Source organism: Amycolatopsis sp. NPDC043887 (assembly GCF_056435665.1).
In genome coordinates this window covers 19,748-36,662 of the sequence record NZ_JBWKEB010000015.1, presented here as the reverse complement: position 1 = coordinate 36,662, position 16,915 = coordinate 19,748, and the positions used below count along the sequence as shown (strand labels likewise).

The 16,915-nt window shown below is 68.4% G+C and carries 17 protein-coding genes and 1 pseudogene; 10 read left to right on the top strand and 8 right to left on the bottom strand.

Annotation, left to right across the window (positions count from 1 at the left end; translation table 11 throughout):
- The first annotated feature begins 32 nt into the window (after positions 1 to 32).
- The 4 genes from AC069H_RS32935 to AC069H_RS32920 all read left to right on the top strand — a co-directional run bounded on the left by AC069H_RS32935 (position 33) and on the right by AC069H_RS32920 (position 4,051).
- Positions 33 to 1,925, top strand: coding sequence for an OmpL47-type beta-barrel domain-containing protein (locus AC069H_RS32935; RefSeq protein ID WP_478234926.1), 1,893 nt, complete (start codon positions 33 to 35; stop codon positions 1,923 to 1,925).
- 392 nt (positions 1,926 to 2,317) lie between these two features.
- Positions 2,318 to 3,181, top strand: a complete 864-nt coding sequence (locus AC069H_RS32930) for a sigma-70 family RNA polymerase sigma factor (RefSeq protein ID WP_478234925.1) — start codon at positions 2,318 to 2,320, stop codon at positions 3,179 to 3,181.
- Between the two features lie 28 nt (positions 3,182 to 3,209).
- A complete protein-coding gene (locus tag AC069H_RS32925; RefSeq protein ID WP_340685831.1) occupies positions 3,210 to 3,686 on the top strand; it encodes a carboxymuconolactone decarboxylase family protein in 477 nt (158 codons plus the stop codon).
- Positions 3,686 to 4,051 (top strand): DoxX family protein, encoded by a 366-nt coding sequence (locus tag AC069H_RS32920; protein ID WP_478234924.1) that lies wholly within the window; start codon positions 3,686 to 3,688, stop codon positions 4,049 to 4,051. Before AC069H_RS32925 ends, AC069H_RS32920 begins: the two co-directional genes overlap by 1 nt.
- A 63-nt stretch (positions 4,052 to 4,114) precedes the next feature.
- Here the strand turns inward: AC069H_RS32920 and AC069H_RS32915 are convergent, their stop codons facing one another.
- Together AC069H_RS32915 and AC069H_RS32910 are read right to left on the bottom strand one after the other, a co-directional pair.
- The gene (locus tag AC069H_RS32915; RefSeq protein ID WP_478226877.1) at positions 4,115 to 5,860 is read right to left on the bottom strand and encodes a BCCT family transporter; all 1,746 of its coding nucleotides are present in this window, start codon (positions 5,858 to 5,860) and stop codon (positions 4,115 to 4,117) included.
- 219 nt (positions 5,861 to 6,079) lie between these two features.
- Entirely contained in the window at positions 6,080 to 6,223 is a 144-nt protein-coding gene (locus AC069H_RS32910; RefSeq protein WP_478226878.1) for a hypothetical protein, read from the bottom strand.
- 86 nt (positions 6,224 to 6,309) lie between these two features.
- On the opposite strand from AC069H_RS32910, the gene AC069H_RS32905 reads away from it, so the two are divergent.
- Positions 6,310 to 7,266 (top strand): GlxA family transcriptional regulator, encoded by a 957-nt coding sequence (locus AC069H_RS32905; RefSeq protein ID WP_478226879.1) that lies wholly within the window; start codon positions 6,310 to 6,312, stop codon positions 7,264 to 7,266.
- A 7-nt stretch (positions 7,267 to 7,273) separates the two neighbouring features.
- Here the strand turns inward: AC069H_RS32905 and AC069H_RS32900 are convergent, their stop codons facing one another.
- From AC069H_RS32900 to AC069H_RS32890, 3 genes are all read right to left on the bottom strand, one after another.
- Entirely contained in the window at positions 7,274 to 7,768 is a 495-nt protein-coding gene (locus AC069H_RS32900; RefSeq protein WP_478234923.1) for a hypothetical protein, read from the bottom strand.
- A gap of 36 nt (positions 7,769 to 7,804) precedes the next feature.
- Entirely contained in the window at positions 7,805 to 7,993 is a 189-nt protein-coding gene (locus AC069H_RS32895; protein WP_478234922.1) for a hypothetical protein, read from the bottom strand.
- Between the two features lie 83 nt (positions 7,994 to 8,076).
- The gene (locus AC069H_RS32890; protein ID WP_478234921.1) at positions 8,077 to 8,976 is read right to left on the bottom strand and encodes a LysR family transcriptional regulator; all 900 of its coding nucleotides are present in this window, start codon (positions 8,974 to 8,976) and stop codon (positions 8,077 to 8,079) included.
- Positions 8,977 to 9,097: 121 nt separating this feature from the next.
- Here AC069H_RS32890 and AC069H_RS32885 point away from each other — a divergent pair, with 121 nt between their 5' ends.
- The 3 genes from AC069H_RS32885 (at position 9,098) to AC069H_RS32875 (ending at position 11,666) form a co-directional block, all read left to right on the top strand.
- Positions 9,098 to 9,796, top strand: coding sequence for a type 1 glutamine amidotransferase domain-containing protein (locus AC069H_RS32885; protein WP_478234920.1), 699 nt, complete (start codon positions 9,098 to 9,100; stop codon positions 9,794 to 9,796).
- A gap of 93 nt (positions 9,797 to 9,889) precedes the next feature.
- Positions 9,890 to 10,450: a TetR/AcrR family transcriptional regulator gene (locus tag AC069H_RS32880; protein ID WP_340685840.1), complete on the top strand. Its 561-nt coding sequence runs from the start codon at positions 9,890 to 9,892 to the stop codon at positions 10,448 to 10,450.
- Positions 10,451 to 10,469: 19 nt separating this feature from the next.
- On the top strand, positions 10,470 to 11,666 hold the full coding sequence (locus AC069H_RS32875) for an FAD-dependent monooxygenase (RefSeq protein ID WP_478234919.1): 1,197 nt from the start codon (positions 10,470 to 10,472) through the stop codon (positions 11,664 to 11,666).
- 115 nt (positions 11,667 to 11,781) lie between these two features.
- On the opposite strand, the pseudogene AC069H_RS32870 reads toward AC069H_RS32875, so the two are convergent.
- From AC069H_RS32870 to AC069H_RS32860, 3 genes and pseudogenes are all read right to left on the bottom strand, one after another.
- Positions 11,782 to 12,649, bottom strand: a pseudogene (locus AC069H_RS32870) (HNH endonuclease signature motif containing protein).
- A gap of 191 nt (positions 12,650 to 12,840) precedes the next feature.
- Positions 12,841 to 13,590, bottom strand: coding sequence for an SDR family NAD(P)-dependent oxidoreductase (locus AC069H_RS32865; protein WP_478226886.1), 750 nt, complete (start codon positions 13,588 to 13,590; stop codon positions 12,841 to 12,843).
- On the bottom strand, positions 13,578 to 14,768 hold the full coding sequence (locus tag AC069H_RS32860) for a glycosyltransferase 87 family protein (protein WP_478234918.1): 1,191 nt from the start codon (positions 14,766 to 14,768) through the stop codon (positions 13,578 to 13,580). Before AC069H_RS32860 ends, AC069H_RS32865 begins: the two co-directional genes overlap by 13 nt.
- 134 nt (positions 14,769 to 14,902) lie before the next feature.
- Here AC069H_RS32860 and AC069H_RS32855 point away from each other — a divergent pair, with 134 nt between their 5' ends.
- Both AC069H_RS32855 and AC069H_RS32850 read left to right on the top strand, forming a co-directional pair.
- A complete protein-coding gene (locus AC069H_RS32855) occupies positions 14,903 to 15,808 on the top strand; it encodes a helix-turn-helix transcriptional regulator (RefSeq protein ID WP_340685844.1) in 906 nt (301 codons plus the stop codon).
- Between the two features lie 78 nt (positions 15,809 to 15,886).
- Positions 15,887 to 16,729 carry a dioxygenase family protein gene (locus AC069H_RS32850; RefSeq protein ID WP_478234917.1) on the top strand — a complete coding sequence of 281 codons (843 nt, stop codon included), beginning with the start codon at positions 15,887 to 15,889 and terminating at the stop codon, positions 16,727 to 16,729.
- The last annotated feature ends 186 nt before the right edge of the window (positions 16,730 to 16,915 follow it).

Below are 16,915 nucleotides of genomic sequence, written 5' to 3'. Positions count from 1 at the left end.
CCGGTGTCCCTTGTACGGAAGGTTTCCCTGCGATGTCCCCAAGAACCCTCGTCGTGGCCCTGGTGGCCGCGACGCTCGCGCTGGCGGGCCTGGTGTTACCGGGCTCGTCCGCTCCCGCCTCCGCCGCACCCGTCCAGACCCTGGAATGGACCGCGGGCGACAGCACCGACCACTACCTCAGCGCGCCGTCCACCGCGGTGGCGGGCGAGACCACGATCGTCTTCAAGAACACCGAAGAGCTCGGCTCGACGATGTCGCACACGCTGACGTTCGACACGGCGACCCCGGGCTACAACCACGACGTGAACCTGAACATCCTCGCCAACCCCTATGACGACAAGAACGGCGTGCACCAGGCCACGGTGACGCTGACCCCGGGCAAGTACCGGTACTACTGCACGATCCAGGGCCACACCAAGATGATGGGCGAGTTCGTCGTCACCGACGGCGGCGGCGCCGACACCACTCCGCCGACCGTGACCGCGAACGTGACCGGCACCAAGGACACCGCCGGGAACTACGTCGGTTCCGCGACGGTGAACCTGACCGCGTCGGACAGCCAGTCCGGAGTGGACAAGGTCGAGTACCAGCTCGACGGCGGCGCGTGGACCGCGTACACCGCACCCGTGGCGGTCACCGCGGCCGGTTCGCACATGGTCCACTATCGCGCTTCCGACAAAGCGGGCAACGTTTCGCCGGAAGGGATGTCGTCGTTCACCGTCGTCACCGGGCAGCCCGGCGACACGACTCCGCCGACGGTGAATTCCGAGGTGACGGGGACCAAGGACACCGCGGGCAACTACCTCGACACCGCCACCGTGAAGCTCACCGCGACCGACGCCGGCACCGGCGTCGACAAGGTCGAGTACAAAGTGGACGAAGGCGCGTGGACCGCGTACACCGCTCCGGTCGCGGTCACCGCGCCGGGGATGCACATGGTCTCGTACCGCGCGTCGGACAAGGCGGGCAACGTCTCGCCGGAGGGCATGGCGCACTTCACGATCGTCAGCAGTGACACCACCGCGCCGACGGTGACCTCCGAGGTGACCGGGACCAAGGACACCGCCGGGAACTACGTCGGCAAGGCCACCGTGACCCTCACGGCCACCGACGCCGGTTCCGGTGTCGGCAAGGTCGAGTACCAGTTGAACGGCGGTCCGTGGCTGGCGTACTCGGCGCCGCTCGCGCTCACCGTCGTCGGCGCGCACACGGTGAAGTACCGCGCCACCGACAAGGCGGGCAACGTCTCGGCCGAAGGCACGGCGACGTTCACCATCGTCGAGGGCGACGACAGCACCGCGCCCGCCGTTTCGGTGGTGGTGAGCGGCGATCTGGACGGAAGCTGGTCGTACATCGAGGACGCGACCATCAACCTGACCGCGACGGACACCGGATCCGGCGTCGACAAGATCGAGTACAAATTGGACGGTGGGGCCTGGACGGTCTACACCGCGCCGGTGAAGGTGACCGAGCTCGGCACGCACACGCTGACCTACCGCGCGTCGGACAAGGCGGGCAACGTCTCGGCGGAACAGGGCGGCGCGTTCACCATCGTCGCCGCGCCGCCTGGCTCGGACGCGTGCCCGGACTCCGACGTCCGGGACACCGTGATCCTCGGCACGGCGGACAGCCAGGTCGAGAACCGCGACACCGGCAACGGCTGCACGATCAACGACGTGATCGACGACGAGTCGGACTACTCGTCGAACGAGCAGTTCGTGACCTACGTGCGGGCCGTGACGCAGGAGCTCCTCGACGGCGAGGTCATCTCGTCCGACGAGCGGAACCTGATCGTCACGGCGGCGATCGACTCCGGTATCGGCGGCTCGACCGCCGAGCCCGAGCCGGAGCCCGGTAAGAAGAAGCCGGAGACGAAGAACCCCGGCATGAAGAAGACCGTGAAGACGCCGATCCGGGACGTCTGAGCGGCTCCTCGTAGCGCGGAAGGCCCCTTCTCTCTGCCCAGCCGAGGGAAGGGGGCTTCACACGCCTGTGCCTGCCACCTTCGGTAACCGGGTCGGTCACGTGTGTCGTGAGTGGCGATTCGGGTTCTAACCGTCCTTGCCACTCACGAGACGTGCCCCACCCTGCCACCGCCGCCCTTGCTCGCTTCCCGCGCCGCCACTGAGACTGCTGGAGCTGGTGGTGTTGCTGAGGCCGCGGATGGCGATCACGTAGTCCGTGAAGGCCTCCTTCCCTACCTTCAGGGTAGGCAAGGAGGCCTTCACGGACCGGCGCACTCGACCGGCCGCCGGTTACCTTTCTCGCGTCGCGCTCGTCATGGACATGACGGGTTCGGCGCGAGAAAGGAATCGACATGACCGGCGAAGCCCTGGCCAGCGCGTTCGAGGAACAGCGCGGGCGTCTGGTGGCCGTGGCCCAGCGGATGCTCGGCTCGCGCGCGGACGCCGAGGACGCCGTCCAGGAGGCCTGGCTGCGGCTGGCCCGCCAGGACGCCGACACGATCGACAACCTCTCCGGCTGGCTGACCACGGTCGTCGGCCGCGTCTGCATCGACGTCCTGCGCTCCCGCAAGACCCGCCCCGAGGATTCCTACGACGAGCCGCCCGAGCTGCTGGTGCTGGAGGACTCGCCGGAAGAGGACGCGCTGCTCGCCGAATCGGTCGGGGTGGCGCTGGTCGTGGTGCTCGACACCCTCGGCCCGGCGGAGCGGCTGGCGTTCGTCCTGCACGACCTGTTCGCGGTCCCGTTCGCCGAGGTCGGCGAGATCCTCGGCAAATCCGCCGACGCGGCCAAGATGCTCGCCAGCCGGGCCCGCCGGAAGGTGCAAGGACGGCGTCCAGCCGACGAGCCTCGGCAGCACGCGGTCGTCGAGGCGTTCCTCGCCGCCGCGCGCGAAGGAGACTTCGAAGGACTGGTCGAGATGCTCGACCCCGGCGTGACGTGGCGTTCGCGGAGCAGGCACGGCGAGGTCGTGCGGCTCGGCGCGGCCGAGGTGGCCACGCGGGTCCAGCGCGGGGCGCGCGCCGTCGTCACCACTCGTCCCGCGCTGGTCAACGGAAAACCGGGAATCGTGTCGTGGAGCAGGACCGGCAAGCTGCTGGGCGTGATGTCCTGCACCGTCGTCGACGGCCGTATCGTCGAAATCGATTCCGTGAGTGACCCGCGTCGCCTCGCGGCCATGGGTGTTACCTCCCGGGAGTCCTCCTCGTCGAAGTAAGTGAACACCGACGAGAAGGAGAAATCCCGTGCAGGCAAGGATCGATTACCTCAAGACCGCTCTCGCGCCGAAGCTGGTGAAGCACCTCGTCTCGGCCGCGAAGGTGCTCGACGGCAGCGAACTTCCCTTGGCGACAAGGGAACTGGTGAACATCCGGGCCAGCCAGATCAACGGCTGCTCGGGCTGCCTCGACATGCACACCAAGGACGCGGCGCACGCGGGGGAGACCACGACCCGGCTGAACCTGGTCGCGTGCTGGCGCGAGGCGACGGTCTTCACCGAGGCCGAACGCGCCGCGCTGGAGCTCACCGAGCAGGGCTGCCGCCTCGCCGACGGCAGCGGTGTCACCGACGAGGCGTGGGCGGCCGCCGCCAAGCATTACGACGACGAGCAGCTCGTGGCGCTGGTGACCCAGATCGCGCTCATCAACGCCTTCAACCGGCTCAACGTCATCACCCGGCAGCCGGCGGGCGACTACACGCCAGGCCAGTTCGCGGGGCATTGATGGACACCGCACTATGGATCGTCGCCTGGCTGCTGGCCGTCATGTATGCCGTGTCCGGCGTCGGGAAACTGTTCCTGCAAAGGGAAAAGATCGCCGGCGTGGCGTCGGCCGCGGGCTGGGTACTGGATTTCGGCCCCGGCACGGTGAAGTTCATCGGGCTGGTCGAGATCCTGGGCGCGGTCGGCCTGATCCTTCCGGCCTTGCTCGACATCGCGCCGGAACTCGTGCCGCTGGCCGCCCTCGGGCTGGCGCTGGTCATGGCGGGCGCCGTGGTCGTCCGGCTGCGTCGCCGGGAGCCCCTGGTCGCGCTGCTGGACCTGGGCTACCTCGCGCTGTGCGCTTTCGTCGCCATCGGGCGCGCCTGAAACGCGTGAAGGCCCCCTTCCCTCGGCTCAGCCGAGGGAAGGGGGCCTTCACGCGCGATCAGCTCAGGTGCGCTGTTTCGAGCGTCCGAGGATGCGACGGCGGCCGTGGCCGTTCGTGCGTTCCTCGTGGAGTTCCTTCAGCGACAACATCATCGCGTCTTCCTGCTTCATCAGCGGGTCGTTGCGCAGGTCCTTCCAGACCGAGACGCACAACCCGACCATCACGAACACGAACGGCACCGCGATCAGGATCGTGAGGTTCTGCAGACCGGTCAGCGCCTTGTCCCCGCCGACCAGCAGCATCACCGCCGCGACGGCGCCCATCAGCACGCCCCAGAAGATCACGACGGTCTTCTTCGGATGCACGCTTCCGCGCTGGGACAAGGTACCCATCACCACCGACGCCGCGTCCGCACCGGAGACGAAGAAGATGGACACCAGGATCATCACCAGGATGGCGATCGGGAGGAACCACGGCAGCGTCTCGAGCAGTTCGAACGTCGCCGACTGGGCACTGCCCGCGCCCGCGATGTCCGTCCCCGCTCGCTGCCTGCTGATCGCCGCGCCGCCGAAGATCGCGAACCAGATGAGGCTCACGATGCTCGGGATCGCGATGACCCCGAAGATGAACTGCCGGATCGTGCGGCCGCGCGAGATCCGCGCGATGAACATGCCGACGAAGGGGGTCCACGAGATCCACCAGGCCCAGTAGAAGACCGTCCATCCGCCGAGCCAGGTCTGCATCTCCTCGCCGCCGGTCATCCCGGTGCGGCCGGACATCTCGGCCAGCTCGCGGAAGTAGTCGCCGATGGCGCCCGGCACGATGTTGAGGATCAGCACGGTCGGCCCGACCACCAGGACGAACACCGCGAGTACCGCGGCGAGCACCATGTTGATGTTGGACAGCCACTGGATGCCCTTGGCCACACCGGAAACCGCCGAAGCGATGAACGCGATCGTGAGGATCGCGATGATCGCGACCAGCAGGCCCTTGCCTGGGTCGTCGATCCAGCCGACGGCGCCCATGCCGCCACCGACCTGGAGCGCGCCGAGACCGAGGGAAGCGGCGGAACCGAACAGAGTGGCGAAGATCGCCATGATGTCGATCGCCTTGCCCAGTGGGCCTTCGGTGCGCCGCTTGCCGATCAGCGGCGCGAACACCGAACTGATCAGCTGGCTGCGACCCTTGCGGAAGGTGCTGTAGGCGATCGCGAGACCGACGACGGCGTAGATCGCCCACGGGTGCACGGTCCAGTGGAACAACGTCGTCGCCATCGCGGTGTGGACGGCTTCGTCGGAATTCGGGGCCGCAGTGCCCGGGGGCGGGCTCGCGAGGTGGGAGACCGGTTCGTACACCCCGAAGAACATCAGGCCGATGCCCATGCCGGCGCTGAACATCATCGCGATCCACGACGACGTCCGGAATTCGGGCAGTTCCTTGTCCCCGCCCAGCGGGATCCGGCCGTAGCGGCTTATGGCCAGACAGACCGCGAAGAGCACGAAACCGCTCGCGGTCAGCACGAAAGCCCAACCGCCGTAAGGGATCACGGCGTCGTTCAACAGGGTCGACGCGACACTCGCCAGGTTTTCCGGGGCCAGCACGCCCCAGACGATGATCGCGAGCGCGAGCACCGCCGCCACACCGAAAACGGTCCGGTCGGTCTCGGCGGGTCGTTCGGAGGCGAGGTCGAGGGGGACGTGCTCATCGGGCGGGTGGCCCGGGCCCGTCGTGTCCGGTGCGTGGGCAAGGTCGGCCGCGGTCTCCGCGACGACCTCTTCTTCCGCTTGTTTACCGTCCTGCGAACTCATGTTCAGTGACGCGCCGACTGCGGCGCGCTCTCCTTCCGCCCGATGTTAACCCGTTTGCACCACTGCACCCTAACCAGAAAACTGGTAACCGGCAGAAAATACGGGCGAAGTGGTTTAAAGCCGTGATTGTGGGTTTGACCTCGGCGGATGACGGTCGGGTTCGCGGTCCGGGCGGGGAACGTGGCGCTCGTGACACCGGGCCTTCGCGGCCCGGTGTCCTCAGGCCGTGTCGCCGCCTCTCCAGAAGGGGCGGACGAGCGGGTCTCCGCCGGCGGTGCCGGGGCGACCCTGGCGCGTGTGGTTGCGCTCCAGGAGGTAGCCGACGAGGGCGATCAGGGCGAGGGTGACGAGGATTGCGGTCATGGCAGTAAGTTTGCGCCGCCAGAGATCCTGCCAAAAGTGGCAGTTCTGTCGTTGTGTGACAATATCCTGCCAGCTATGCTCCGGCCATGCTGAAAAGCGTCGCCGTGGTGCTGCTGGACGATTTCGCCGCCTTCGAGTTCGGTGTCGTCTGCGAGGTGCTCGGTTACGACCGCACCGATGACGGAGTGCCACTGCTCGACTTCCGCGTGTGCGGGGAGCGGGCGGGAGAACCGCTCAGCCTCGGCCACGGCGTCAAAGTGACCCCGGAGCACGGTCTCGAAGCGACGGAGGACGCGGATCTCGTCGTCGTCCCCGCCTGCGACGTACGCGACGAGTACCCGCCCGCGGTGCTCGAGGCGCTCCGGGCGGCTTCGGAGCGCGGCGCCACGCTGCTTTCGGTCTGCACGGGCGCGTTCGTGCTGGGCGCCGCCGGCTTGCTCGACGGACGGCGGTGCACGAACCACTGGCGCCACAGCGCGGCGTTCCGGAAGCGGTTCCCGCAGGCCCAGCTGGATCCGGACGTCCTCTTCGTCGACGACGGCGACATCGTCACCAGCGCGGGCACGGCCGCCGGCATCGACGCCTGCCTGCATCTGGTCCGGCGCGAACTCGGCTCCGCCGCGGCCACCGCGATCGCGCGGCGCATGGTGGTGCCGCCGCAACGGGAAGGCGGGCAGCGCCAGTTCGTCGAGGTGCCGATCCCGGAGTGCACCGGGGACAGCCTGCAGCCGGTGCTCACCTGGATGCTCGACACCATCGCCCACGAACATCCGGTCGCCGATCTCGCCCGCCGGGCCCGGATGTCCGAGCGCACCTTCGCGCGCAAGTTCGTCGCGGAGACGGGCACCACGCCGCACCGATGGCTTTCGACGCAACGGGTTCTGCACGCGAGGTCGTTGCTGGAGGAGACGACGATGAGCATCGACGAGGTCGCGCGCCGCTGCGGTTTCGGTTCGGGAGCCTTGCTACGGCACCATTTCCACAAGGTCGTCGGCGTTTCCCCGCAGGACTATCGCCGGACCTTCGCGCCGCGGCGAGTTTGACCTTCCTTCAGGCGGAACGCCGTCCGACGGCCTCGAAGATGTCGTGTGCCAACAGGTCGGCGCCTTCGGTGAATCCGTTGATGAGGATCTTCCTGCCGTCGGTGAGTTTGACGAGACAGCCGACATCGCCGCCGAACGCCTTGGCGAGGGCGTTCTTCTTGGCGTGGTCGACGGCCACCTCGACCTTGCTCCACGGCACGACGGTGGTCGATTTCCGCCAGGTGCGCACGAATCCCTGTTCGTACAAGGTGAAGATCTCGCCTCGCTTGCTGATGGCGTGCCAGCAGCCCCAGGCGCCCATCAGCGCCAGCCCGAGCCCGCAGCCGATGACGAGGCCGATGATCATCTCGCCGCCGGAAACCCCGGCTTCCTGACCCAGCACGAACACGACGACACCGAGGACGGCGATCGGCACGCCGATCACGATCGCGGCCACACCCCGGAGCGCACGCCTGCGGCAATTCGTCTCGAAGCGTTCGACGTACGCACCCAGTTCGGTCACGGGCAGGACGCTAACGGCGGGTGCGGGGACCGGTCCCTAATCCTTCGGTGCCTTGGTGAACAGGCCGAGGGATTGAGCGAACGCCGCTCCGCCCGCCAGGAAGACGAGCGGCAGCGTCTTGGCCCAGAAGGCGCCGACGTCGAGCGAGATGAGCAACGCGAGCAGCCCGCCCGCCAAGGCGGCCAAAACGAGCATTCCCAGTGCGACGCGGGGTTTCGAGACCATGTGCCCTCCAAGAAACGGTTCGGAAGAGCAAGCCCCGCGATGGTTCCGCCGCGGAAAGAGGTCATTTTTGCCGCGTCGGACTTTCAGAGCGAGCCCCAGGAGCGGGCGCGTTCCAGCAGCCTGTCGCGGATGAGCGTCACCACCGGCCGCGTCGTCCCCGACCGGTACGCGAGATAGATCGTGTTGAGCGGCGGCACCTCCGGGGAGTGCACGATCGAGACCGAGCCCGCTTCGAGCGCGGCCGCGGCGATGTAGCGAGGCAGCACGCTCACCCCGGCGCCCGCGACGACGACGGCGAGGATCGCGCGGAGGTCGGGGACGACCATCGCGACGCGGTTCGGCGGCCGCCGCCCGAATTCGCTGCGCCAGTAGCGGCGGATGATCGGCAGATCGTCGGCGTACGCGATCAGCGGCAGATGGGCCAGCGCGGGTACCGGGTCGGTCGCGAGCAACGCGGGATCCACGCTCCGCGCGAGGGCGGGCGCGGCGGCGAGGACGAATTCCTCGTCGATCAGCGGAATGGCGATGATCCCGCGCTGCCGTGGGCGGACCGAGGAGATCACGAGGTCCAGGCGCGCGGCTTCGAGCGCGGACAGGAGCTCATCGGCGAGCCCGAGGGTGACGGTGACGCGCAGCCCGCGTTCGGTCAGCGGGGCGAGCGCGGGCAGGAACCGCGTCGCCATGCCGTCGCTCGCACCGCCCACCGCCACCCGTTCGCGGTACTGGACGTCGTCGCCTGCCGTCAACGCGCCTCGCAGTTCGTCGATGCGGGTGCCGATCCTGGCGGCGAGTTCGGCCGCGCGGGCGGTCGGGGCCGCGCCCTGTCGCGACCGGACGAACAGCTGCTCGCCGAGTTCTTCCTCGAGCTTGAGCAGCTGCCCGGTGACGGCGGGCTGGGTCAGGCCGAGTTCCGCGGCGGCCGCGGAGAGCGAGCCTTGACGGTAGATGGCCAGGAAGGTCGCCAGCCGATCCAAGTTGGGCATGCAAGGCACCTTCCATAAGAAATCTTATGGATTGTAGCCGCCTGGGCGGAGTACGCGCGGCGAAGACCTCGTTGAAGCCGGCAGTGGGGCACATCGCCCCGGAAGAACGAAAGGAACACTCATGGCGCGGATCCTCATGATCGTCTCGGCCGCCGACCACGTGCGGCTCACCGACGGCACCGACCACCCGACCGGGTTCTGGGCCGAAGAGGTCGCCGAATCGCATCGGGTGCTCGCCGCGGCGGGTCACCAGGTGGAGATCGCGACCCCGGCCGGGCTCCGGCCGACCGTCGATCCCATCAGCCTCGACGAACGCGGCGGCGTCGACCCGGCCGAGGGCGCGAAGTTCGCGGAATACCTCAAAGGGCTCGATCTTTCGGCGCCGCTCAAGCTTTCCGACGTCTCGGCCGACGCCTACGACGCCTTCTACCTGCCGGGCGGGCACGGTCCGATGACCGACCTGGTGGACGACGCCGATCTCGGTGCCCTGCTGAACGCCGCCGACGCGCGGGGCAAGACCATCGCCGCGCTCTGCCACGGGCTCGCCGCCTTGCTCGGCGCGCGTGGCGATGACGGCTCGTTCACCTTCGCCGGCCGATCGATGACGTCGTTCAGCGACGAAGAGGAGCGGCAGGGCGGGCTGGGCGACAAGAGCCCGTTCTTCGTCGAGACCCGGCTTCGGGAACAGGGCGCGATCGTCACTCCGGCGACCGCCTGGTCGAGCGAGGTCGTCGTCGACGGAAACCTCGTCACCGGGCAGAACCCGCAGTCCAGCGTCGCGACCGCGGAGCGCGTGGTGGAGCTCCTGAAGACCGCGTGAGCAGAGGTCGGTGACCGCCGGGTTTGCGCCGCGGGCGGATCCGGGCCTACGATCAGGGCATTCGTACAGGACGAATGCCCTAGGAGATGAACGGTGGCAGGATCCCCGGCCGCGGCGCGCGGTCAGCTCGTTCGGCGCCGGTTGCTCGACGCGGCCGTCGCGCTCGTGCCCGAACTCGGCTGGTCCGCGGTCAGCACCCGCATCCTGGCCGAACGCGCGGGTGTCACGCCGAGCGTCGTGCACTATCACTTCCCTTCGCTGCAAGCCTTGTTGATCGAGGCCGTGCTGGGGGCGATGCGCGAGGTCGCCCTCGCCTTCGAGCCGGCGCTGGAAACCGTCGAAACGCCCGCGGACGCGGTCGACGCGCTGCTGGCGTCGGTCGGTGGGTACTCCGGTACCGACCCGATGTCGTTGCTGTTCGCGGAGTCCTACCTCGCCGCGACCCGCGACGACACTCTGCGCCAAGGCATCCGCGAACTGCTCGCCGACCTGCGCACCCGGCTTGGCGGCTGGCTGGCGCGGCATGGGGTGGCCGACGCCGAGGACACGGCCGCGGTCCTTCTCGCGGCGGTGGACGGGCTTCTGCTCCATCGGGCGCTCGGGCCGGATTCGGGCGCTGTCTCTCCCGCCGTCCTGCGCAGACTGGTCGACTGAACCGAAAGGGAGGACACCCATGAAGGTGGCGATCTGCGGGGCCGGGATCACCGGGCTGGCGCTGGCGCACCGGCTCGCGACGCTGGACGTCGAGGTCGTGGTGCTGGAGCGGGCCGCGGGGCCGCGCGAACAGGGCTACATGATCGACTTCTTCGGTCCCGGCTTCGACGCCGTCGAGGAGATGGGCCTGCTGCCTCAGGTCGAAGACGTGGCGTACCGGGTGGACGAGGCGAGTTTGCTGGACGAGCGCGGTCGCCGCCGGGCGGCCATCGATTACGTCCAGTTCGCCAAATCGGTGCGGGGCAGGCTCTGCAGCATCATGCGGCCCGATCTGGAACGTGTCCTGCGCACCGGACTGCCGTCCACAGTGGACGTCCGGTTCGGTGCCGGGGTCACGGGAGTCGAGGATCTCGGCGACCGGGTGCGGGTCACTTCGGCGGACGGCGGGACACTCGAAGCCGATCTGCTGATCGGGGCCGACGGGATCCATTCGACCGTGCGGCGGCTGGTCTTCGGTGAAGAGAACCGGTTCTTGCGTCGTCTCGGGTTTCATACGGCGGCCTTCGTTTTCGAGGACGAGGAGATTCGTGCGCGGGTCGGGGAGCGGTTCTGCCTGACCGACACGATCGGGATGCAGATGGGTTTCTACGGTCTTCGCGACGGCAAGCTCGCGGCCTTCGCCGTGCACCGCACGACGGATCCGGTCCTGCCGGACGACGCGCGAGCGGCCCTGCGCGCGACCTACGGTTCGCTGGGCTGGGCGGTACCTCAAGCGCTCGCTCTGTGTCCGCCCTCCAGCGAGGTGTACTACGACCAGGTCGCGCAGATCGAGATGCCGTCCTGGAGCCGCGGCCGGGTCGTACTCGTCGGCGATTCCTGTTACGCCGTCTCCCTTCTCGCCGGACAAGGCGCTTCGCTGGGGATCGCGGGCGCGTTCGTGCTGGCCGAACAGCTCACCCGGTCACCCTCGATCGAGTCCGCGCTCGCCGAGTACGAAAAACTGGTCCGCCCGGTGGTGACCGAAAAGCAGCAGGTCGCCCGCCGCGGCGCCCGATGGTTCCTGCCCGCCAACCGATTCCTGCTCCAGGCGCGCCGGGCTTTCCTTCACGTGGCACGCCTTCCCGGCCTCGAACGCCCGCTCGCGGCCGCCGTCACCGGCAAGTCGACGGCGCTGGTGACGAATCTGAGGCATGGGGCCGAAATCCGGAGCCGGTGATGGTCCGGCGCGGCCTTCTGCTGCACCGGTCACGGAAGTTCGGTGTTTCCGGTGCGGTCGGGCGGGCCAGGTGGTCCGGCGTCGCCGGGTGGTTCGGAAGTTTCCGGGGGTCGGCTTATGTCCTGAGGTGCATGGTGTTCCGTCTCGGTGTTCCGGTGGGGTGAATTCGGGAGGCCGTCTTGGGCGATGTGGACTTTCCATTCGCTGTGGTGGATCAACCGGTGGTGTTTGGTGCACAGCAGGACGAGGTTGTCGATTTTCGTTTCGCCGTGGTGGCGTTCGTCCTGGGTGCGGGAGTCGCGGACCCCGTCGATGGCCTTATCAGGTTTGGCCATCGGGTCGAGATCGGACTTCAACCGGGCGTAGGTTTCGAGGTCGAGCCTGGCTTTGAGGCCGAGGGTGCCGTCGCGGTGCTGGACGAACCGCAGCTCCGGCCGGGTGTCTTTCGGGTCTTCGTTGCGGGGCTCTTTGCCGTCGGGGTCGAGTGTGTCCAGCAGGCGGCGTCCGGCGCGGGCGATCTGCCGGGGCCCGGCACGACGAGCCAGCTCGACCAGGATCTTCTCCCCAGCCTGCACGTCTTCTTCCGGCACGGTGGACGGAATGCGGGCGAGAGTCCGGATGATGGCGTCGATCTGCGAACCCCCGATCGCGCCCTCGGCGGCGGCTTGGGCGGTCAAGGGTGCCAGGGGTGGTTCGGGGTCTCCGCCGATGGACGGTCCGGGATGCAAAGCGAGGACCCGGTCGGCGCGGGCGCTGGCTTCCTTGTCCGTCACCAGGAAATCCTCGAAAATCAACGCCGCCAACGTCGAATGACCCGAACACCCGCGAACCCCGCGGGAATTGATTTCCGCCAGGATCGCGTTTTTGCTCGGCATCCGCCCGCCGCTTCACAACCTTCAATTCCTGTTTGCGGCATGCAGCGTCGCGGTGTCGACACGCCACCACTCGGTGGACGTCCTCGGGAGTGCATCGTCGCTGGCCACGACACCGACATTACCCGAATCGAACACCTGTACTATCGCATATTCAGACTAGTCATGCCTCATCAATGTATGAAGATTCACCTGCTCCAATAAATGATGATGGCCATGTCGTGTTGCCGCACAAGTCAAACGGTAGAAGTGTCAGCCAGTAGCGCTGCGACGAATAACCGTCCCAGAACCCGAATCCGTGATCACCAGGTGGGACGTGCGGAGACGCCTCCGTCCACGGTCAGGTTGTGCCCGGTGACCCACGCCGCGAGCGGCGACGCGAGGAACAGGCAGGCGTTCGCGACGTCGCCGGGGGTGCCGAGCCTGCCAAGGGGTGCGGCCTGCTCCCAGCGGCGGACGCCCTCCGGCCAAGCGTCGCCGAGGCCGGGGCGGTCGATCAGGCCGGGGGAAACCGCGTTGACGCGCAGGCCTCGCGGTCCGTATTCGAGCGCGGCGGCGCGGGCGTGCATGACCAGGGCGGCCTTGGCGCTGCTGTAGTGCGCGTGTCCCGGCGCGGGGTGGGCCGCTTCGATCGAGGCGATGTGGATGACGCTGCCGCCGTCCATCACGTCGGCGGCGGCCTGCGTGCACGAGAAGGCGCTGGTGAGGTTCGCGTCGAGGACGGCGCGCCAGCTTTCCGCCGACATCTCCGGCAAGGGGTCTATCGGCTGCACGCCGGCGTTGTTGACCAACGTGTCCAGTCGTCCGGTCCATGCCGCGGCGGCGGCCACGAGACGGCGGCATTCGCCGTCGTCGGTGAGGTCGGCGGAGAACGCCTTGGCGGTGCCGCCCGCTTCCTCGATCCGCTCGACGACGGCGAGCGCGGAAGCTTCATCGCGGTGGTAGTGCACGGCGACGGCGCTGCCCGCTCCGGCGAAGCGCAGGGCGATGCCGTGGCCGATGCCGCCGCTGGCCCCGGTGACGAGGGTCGTGGTGCCGCTCAGGTCGAGCATCGAGGTCCTTTCCGCAGCGCGAGAACGGCCGCGACGACGAGGAAGACCAGGCCCGCGGCGACGTAGCAGTTTCCCAGCCACTGCTGGGCGGTCGTCCACGTCTGGCCCGGCCGGTCGAAGGCGGGGAAGTACCGGAACGGTGCCCCGACGAAGATCGTGGCGGCGACCCCGGTGACGGCGAGCCAGGCCGCGGCCCGGCGGCGATCTCGGCGATGGAGTGCCGCGCACGCGGCGGTGGTGAACAGCGCCGGGGCGATCCACACCCAGTGGTGTGACCACGACGTCGGCGAGATGAGCAGGGCGAACGTCGCGTTCAGCAGCAGCGCCGGCACCGCGGCCGAGCGGTACATGGTCAGGGTCACCAGAATCAGCAGAACGCCGGTGAGGACGATCCACAGCGGCTTCGCGGCGCCCTCGACGCCGAATCGCGCCAGCACGGCCCGCAAGGTCTGGTTGGTGTGGAACGAGGTACCGCTGATCCCCGACGCCCCCGCGAGTCCGCCGAACCAATAGCGCGCGGAAGCCTCCGGGGCGACCGCGAACGCGACGGCGGACGCGGCCACGAACGTGCCCGACGCGGTCAACGCGCCGCGGAAGTCCTTGCGCACCAGGAAGAACAACAAGAACGCCATGGGCGTCAACTTGATCGCGGCCGCGAGACCGACGCCGATTCCCCGGTAGCGGCCCCGAGTCAGCAGGCAGTCGGCCGCGACGAGACCCATCAGCAACAGATTGATCTGGCCGAAGCCGAGCGTCTGGCGGACCGGTTCGAGGAAGAGCACCGGCGTGATCGCCAGCGAGGCGACGAGCAGCGCCTTCCGCCGGTCCCCGGACGGCCACAGCGTGCGGGTGATCCCGTAGAAGGTGATCCCCAGCGCGGCCAGGCTGAGCGCGAACAACAGGAGCACCGCGCCGGTCCAGGGCACCAGCGCCAGCGGGGTGAGCACCAGTGCGGCGAACGGCGGATAGATGAACAGCAGGGGGATGCCCGCGTCGGAAAGCGGCAACGCGCCGTAGAGGTCGCCGCCGTTCCACAGGGTGTCGACGCCGAAGCGGTAGATCTCGAGGTCGCTGTGGGAAGCGCCCGTCGTCGCCCAGGCCACGGCGCACGCCAGTACCAGTGCGGCGAACGCGCCGACCGGCCACCAGGTCCGACCGCGCGACTTGGTGGGAGACATCGCGTGGTGACCCTTCGGACGTGCGTCGATGCTCCTGACTGTACCCCGACGGCGACAAGCGACTTCCGTCGGCAGTCAGCGATCCGTCATTGGTCTAGACTTTTCATTCCCAGTGTGGTGAAAGGGACCGGTCCATGCGCGGAACGACGGTGTTGCCGAGGACGCCTTGCCTCGAACCGAAGGCGGGGGAATTGCCACTGCATCGGCTGGAGGTCCGCGCGCCGGACGCTCTGCCGTTCACGGTCGGCACATTCGACACGATCGGGCCGATGTCGCGGGCGGCGTTCCCGCATCGGCACACTTTCTACGAAATCGTCCATGTCACCGGCGGTACCGGCGACCACGTCATCGATTTCACCCGCTGGGAATTGGGGCCGCCGCAGCTCGCGGTCATAACACCGGGGCAGGTGCACCATTGGGATGCCCGCGATCTCAGTGGATTCGTCGTGTTGTTCACCGACGATTTCCTGCTCGAACATCCGTCGGATCGCGAAACCCTGCGAAGGCTCAGCCAGCAGCCGTGGCGGCTCGACGAGCGCGCGGCCGAGGAGACGGCCCGGATGGTCGCCGAACTGGACGAGGAATTCCGTTGTGGCGGCCAGGGTACCGATTCGGTGCTGCGGGCCCTGATGCACGTGCTGATCGTGCGGGCGGGACGCCTTCCGGGATTGGCGGACCCGCGCCCGCCCGCCAGAGCACAGGCGGTGGGCACGGAATTCGCCCGGCTGCTGGGCAGGCCGGATCTGGGGCTGTGGTCGGTCGGCGCACTCGCGGAGCGAATCGGGGTCACGCCGGGATATCTCACCGACGCGGTGAAAACGGCGACCGGCCGGACGGCGGCACAACTGATGCGCGAGGCGAGGACGAGGGAGGCGAAACGATTCCTGCGCGGCACGGATCTCACCGTGCGGCAGGTCGCCAGCCGGGTCGGATTCGCGGATCCCGCCTATTTCTGCCGGTTCTTCCGGCGGGAAACGGGGTTGAGCCCCGGCGATTACCGCAGGACCGGTGACGCGCCCCCGGAGATTCACCACGACTGACCACCTCAGTCCATCGTCCGCAGCTGATCTTCTCCATACCGTCGAGGGTGATTCCCGAAGCCCCCACGAGGAGCAGGTATGGACGAAGAGAACAAGCTCAGCCGGAAGACCGTGCTGAAGGCCGCGCTCGCCGCGGGCGTGGCGGCTCCGGTCGCGTTGATCGGCGGCCCGGCTCTCGCGCGCACCACCGTCGAGAGCGGCCAGGCACCCGAGCTGACCCCCGCCTGTGACGACGGTGACGACCCGACCCCGCCGCAGACCGAAGGTCCTTACTTCAAGCCGAATTCCCCGCAGCGGACGTCGCTCGTCACGCCGAACACGCAAGGGACGAGGCTCACCGTCTCCGGCTACGTCTTCGGTCTCGGGTGCCTTCCGATCTCGCGGGTGCTGCTGGACTTCTGGCAGGCGGACGTCAACGGCGCCTACGACAACGTGGGGTACACCTTCCGCGGTCACCAGTTCACCAACGACCAGGGCGCGTTCTCGCTGAGCACGATCGTGCCCGGCCTGTACCCCGGCCGTACGCGGCACATCCACGTCAAGGTCCAGGCGCCCGGCAGGCCGGTACTGACCACGCAGCTCTACTTCCCCAACGAGCCGCGCAACAACACCGACTCGATCTTCGACCCGCGGCTGCTGATGACCGTGCGCGATCAGCCTCCCGGCAAGCAGGCCGCGTTCGACTTCGTGCTGAACGTGCCGCAGACGCCGACGTCGACCTCACGGCCGACCAGTACGACGCCGACGACGTCGACTTCGACCTCCAACCCGCCCGGCGGGACGACCTGGGCGGCGGGAACCGGCTATTCCGCGGGCGCCCGGGTCACCTACAGCGGTCGCGGTTACGTGTGCTTGCAGGCGCACACGGCCCAGCCAGGCTGGGAGCCGCCGTCCACACCCGCGTTGTGGCGCGCGGAGTGACGGACAGCCGCTGCGGAGGGAGATAAACGCGGGTGGACTCCCGCCGCCGGGACCCACACCCCGGCGGCGGGGTCCACCCGCTTCCTCGTGGGGTGGGGTTTTCCTCACCCCAAGTGGGAGCTTTGCTTCAGTGCGCCGCTCCGGTCCGCGGACGATGATCGTCTTCGACATCGGAGCGAAGGGGTG

Coding starts and splice junctions, on each gene's coding strand:
- AC069H_RS32885 (WP_478234920.1), top strand. CDS start 9,098: ATGGCGCGGATCCTCATGATCGTCTCGGCCGCCGACCACGTGCGGCTC.
- AC069H_RS32875 (WP_478234919.1), top strand. CDS start 10,470: ATGAAGGTGGCGATCTGCGGGGCCGGGATCACCGGGCTGGCGCTGGCG.
- AC069H_RS32890 (WP_478234921.1), bottom strand. CDS start 8,976: ATGCCCAACTTGGATCGGCTGGCGACCTTCCTGGCCATCTACCGTCAA.
- AC069H_RS32850 (WP_478234917.1), top strand. CDS start 15,887: ATGGACGAAGAGAACAAGCTCAGCCGGAAGACCGTGCTGAAGGCCGCG.
- AC069H_RS32935 (WP_478234926.1), top strand. CDS start 33: ATGTCCCCAAGAACCCTCGTCGTGGCCCTGGTGGCCGCGACGCTCGCG.
- AC069H_RS32930 (WP_478234925.1), top strand. CDS start 2,318: ATGACCGGCGAAGCCCTGGCCAGCGCGTTCGAGGAACAGCGCGGGCGT.
- AC069H_RS32855 (WP_340685844.1), top strand. CDS start 14,903: ATGCGCGGAACGACGGTGTTGCCGAGGACGCCTTGCCTCGAACCGAAG.
- AC069H_RS32920 (WP_478234924.1), top strand. CDS start 3,686: ATGGACACCGCACTATGGATCGTCGCCTGGCTGCTGGCCGTCATGTAT.
- AC069H_RS32865 (WP_478226886.1), bottom strand. CDS start 13,590: ATGCTCGACCTGAGCGGCACCACGACCCTCGTCACCGGGGCCAGCGGC.
- AC069H_RS32895 (WP_478234922.1), bottom strand. CDS start 7,993: ATGGTCTCGAAACCCCGCGTCGCACTGGGAATGCTCGTTTTGGCCGCC.
- AC069H_RS32860 (WP_478234918.1), bottom strand. CDS start 14,768: ATGTCTCCCACCAAGTCGCGCGGTCGGACCTGGTGGCCGGTCGGCGCG.
- AC069H_RS32905 (WP_478226879.1), top strand. CDS start 6,310: ATGCTGAAAAGCGTCGCCGTGGTGCTGCTGGACGATTTCGCCGCCTTC.
- AC069H_RS32910 (WP_478226878.1), bottom strand. CDS start 6,223: ATGACCGCAATCCTCGTCACCCTCGCCCTGATCGCCCTCGTCGGCTAC.
- AC069H_RS32915 (WP_478226877.1), bottom strand. CDS start 5,860: ATGAGTTCGCAGGACGGTAAACAAGCGGAAGAAGAGGTCGTCGCGGAG.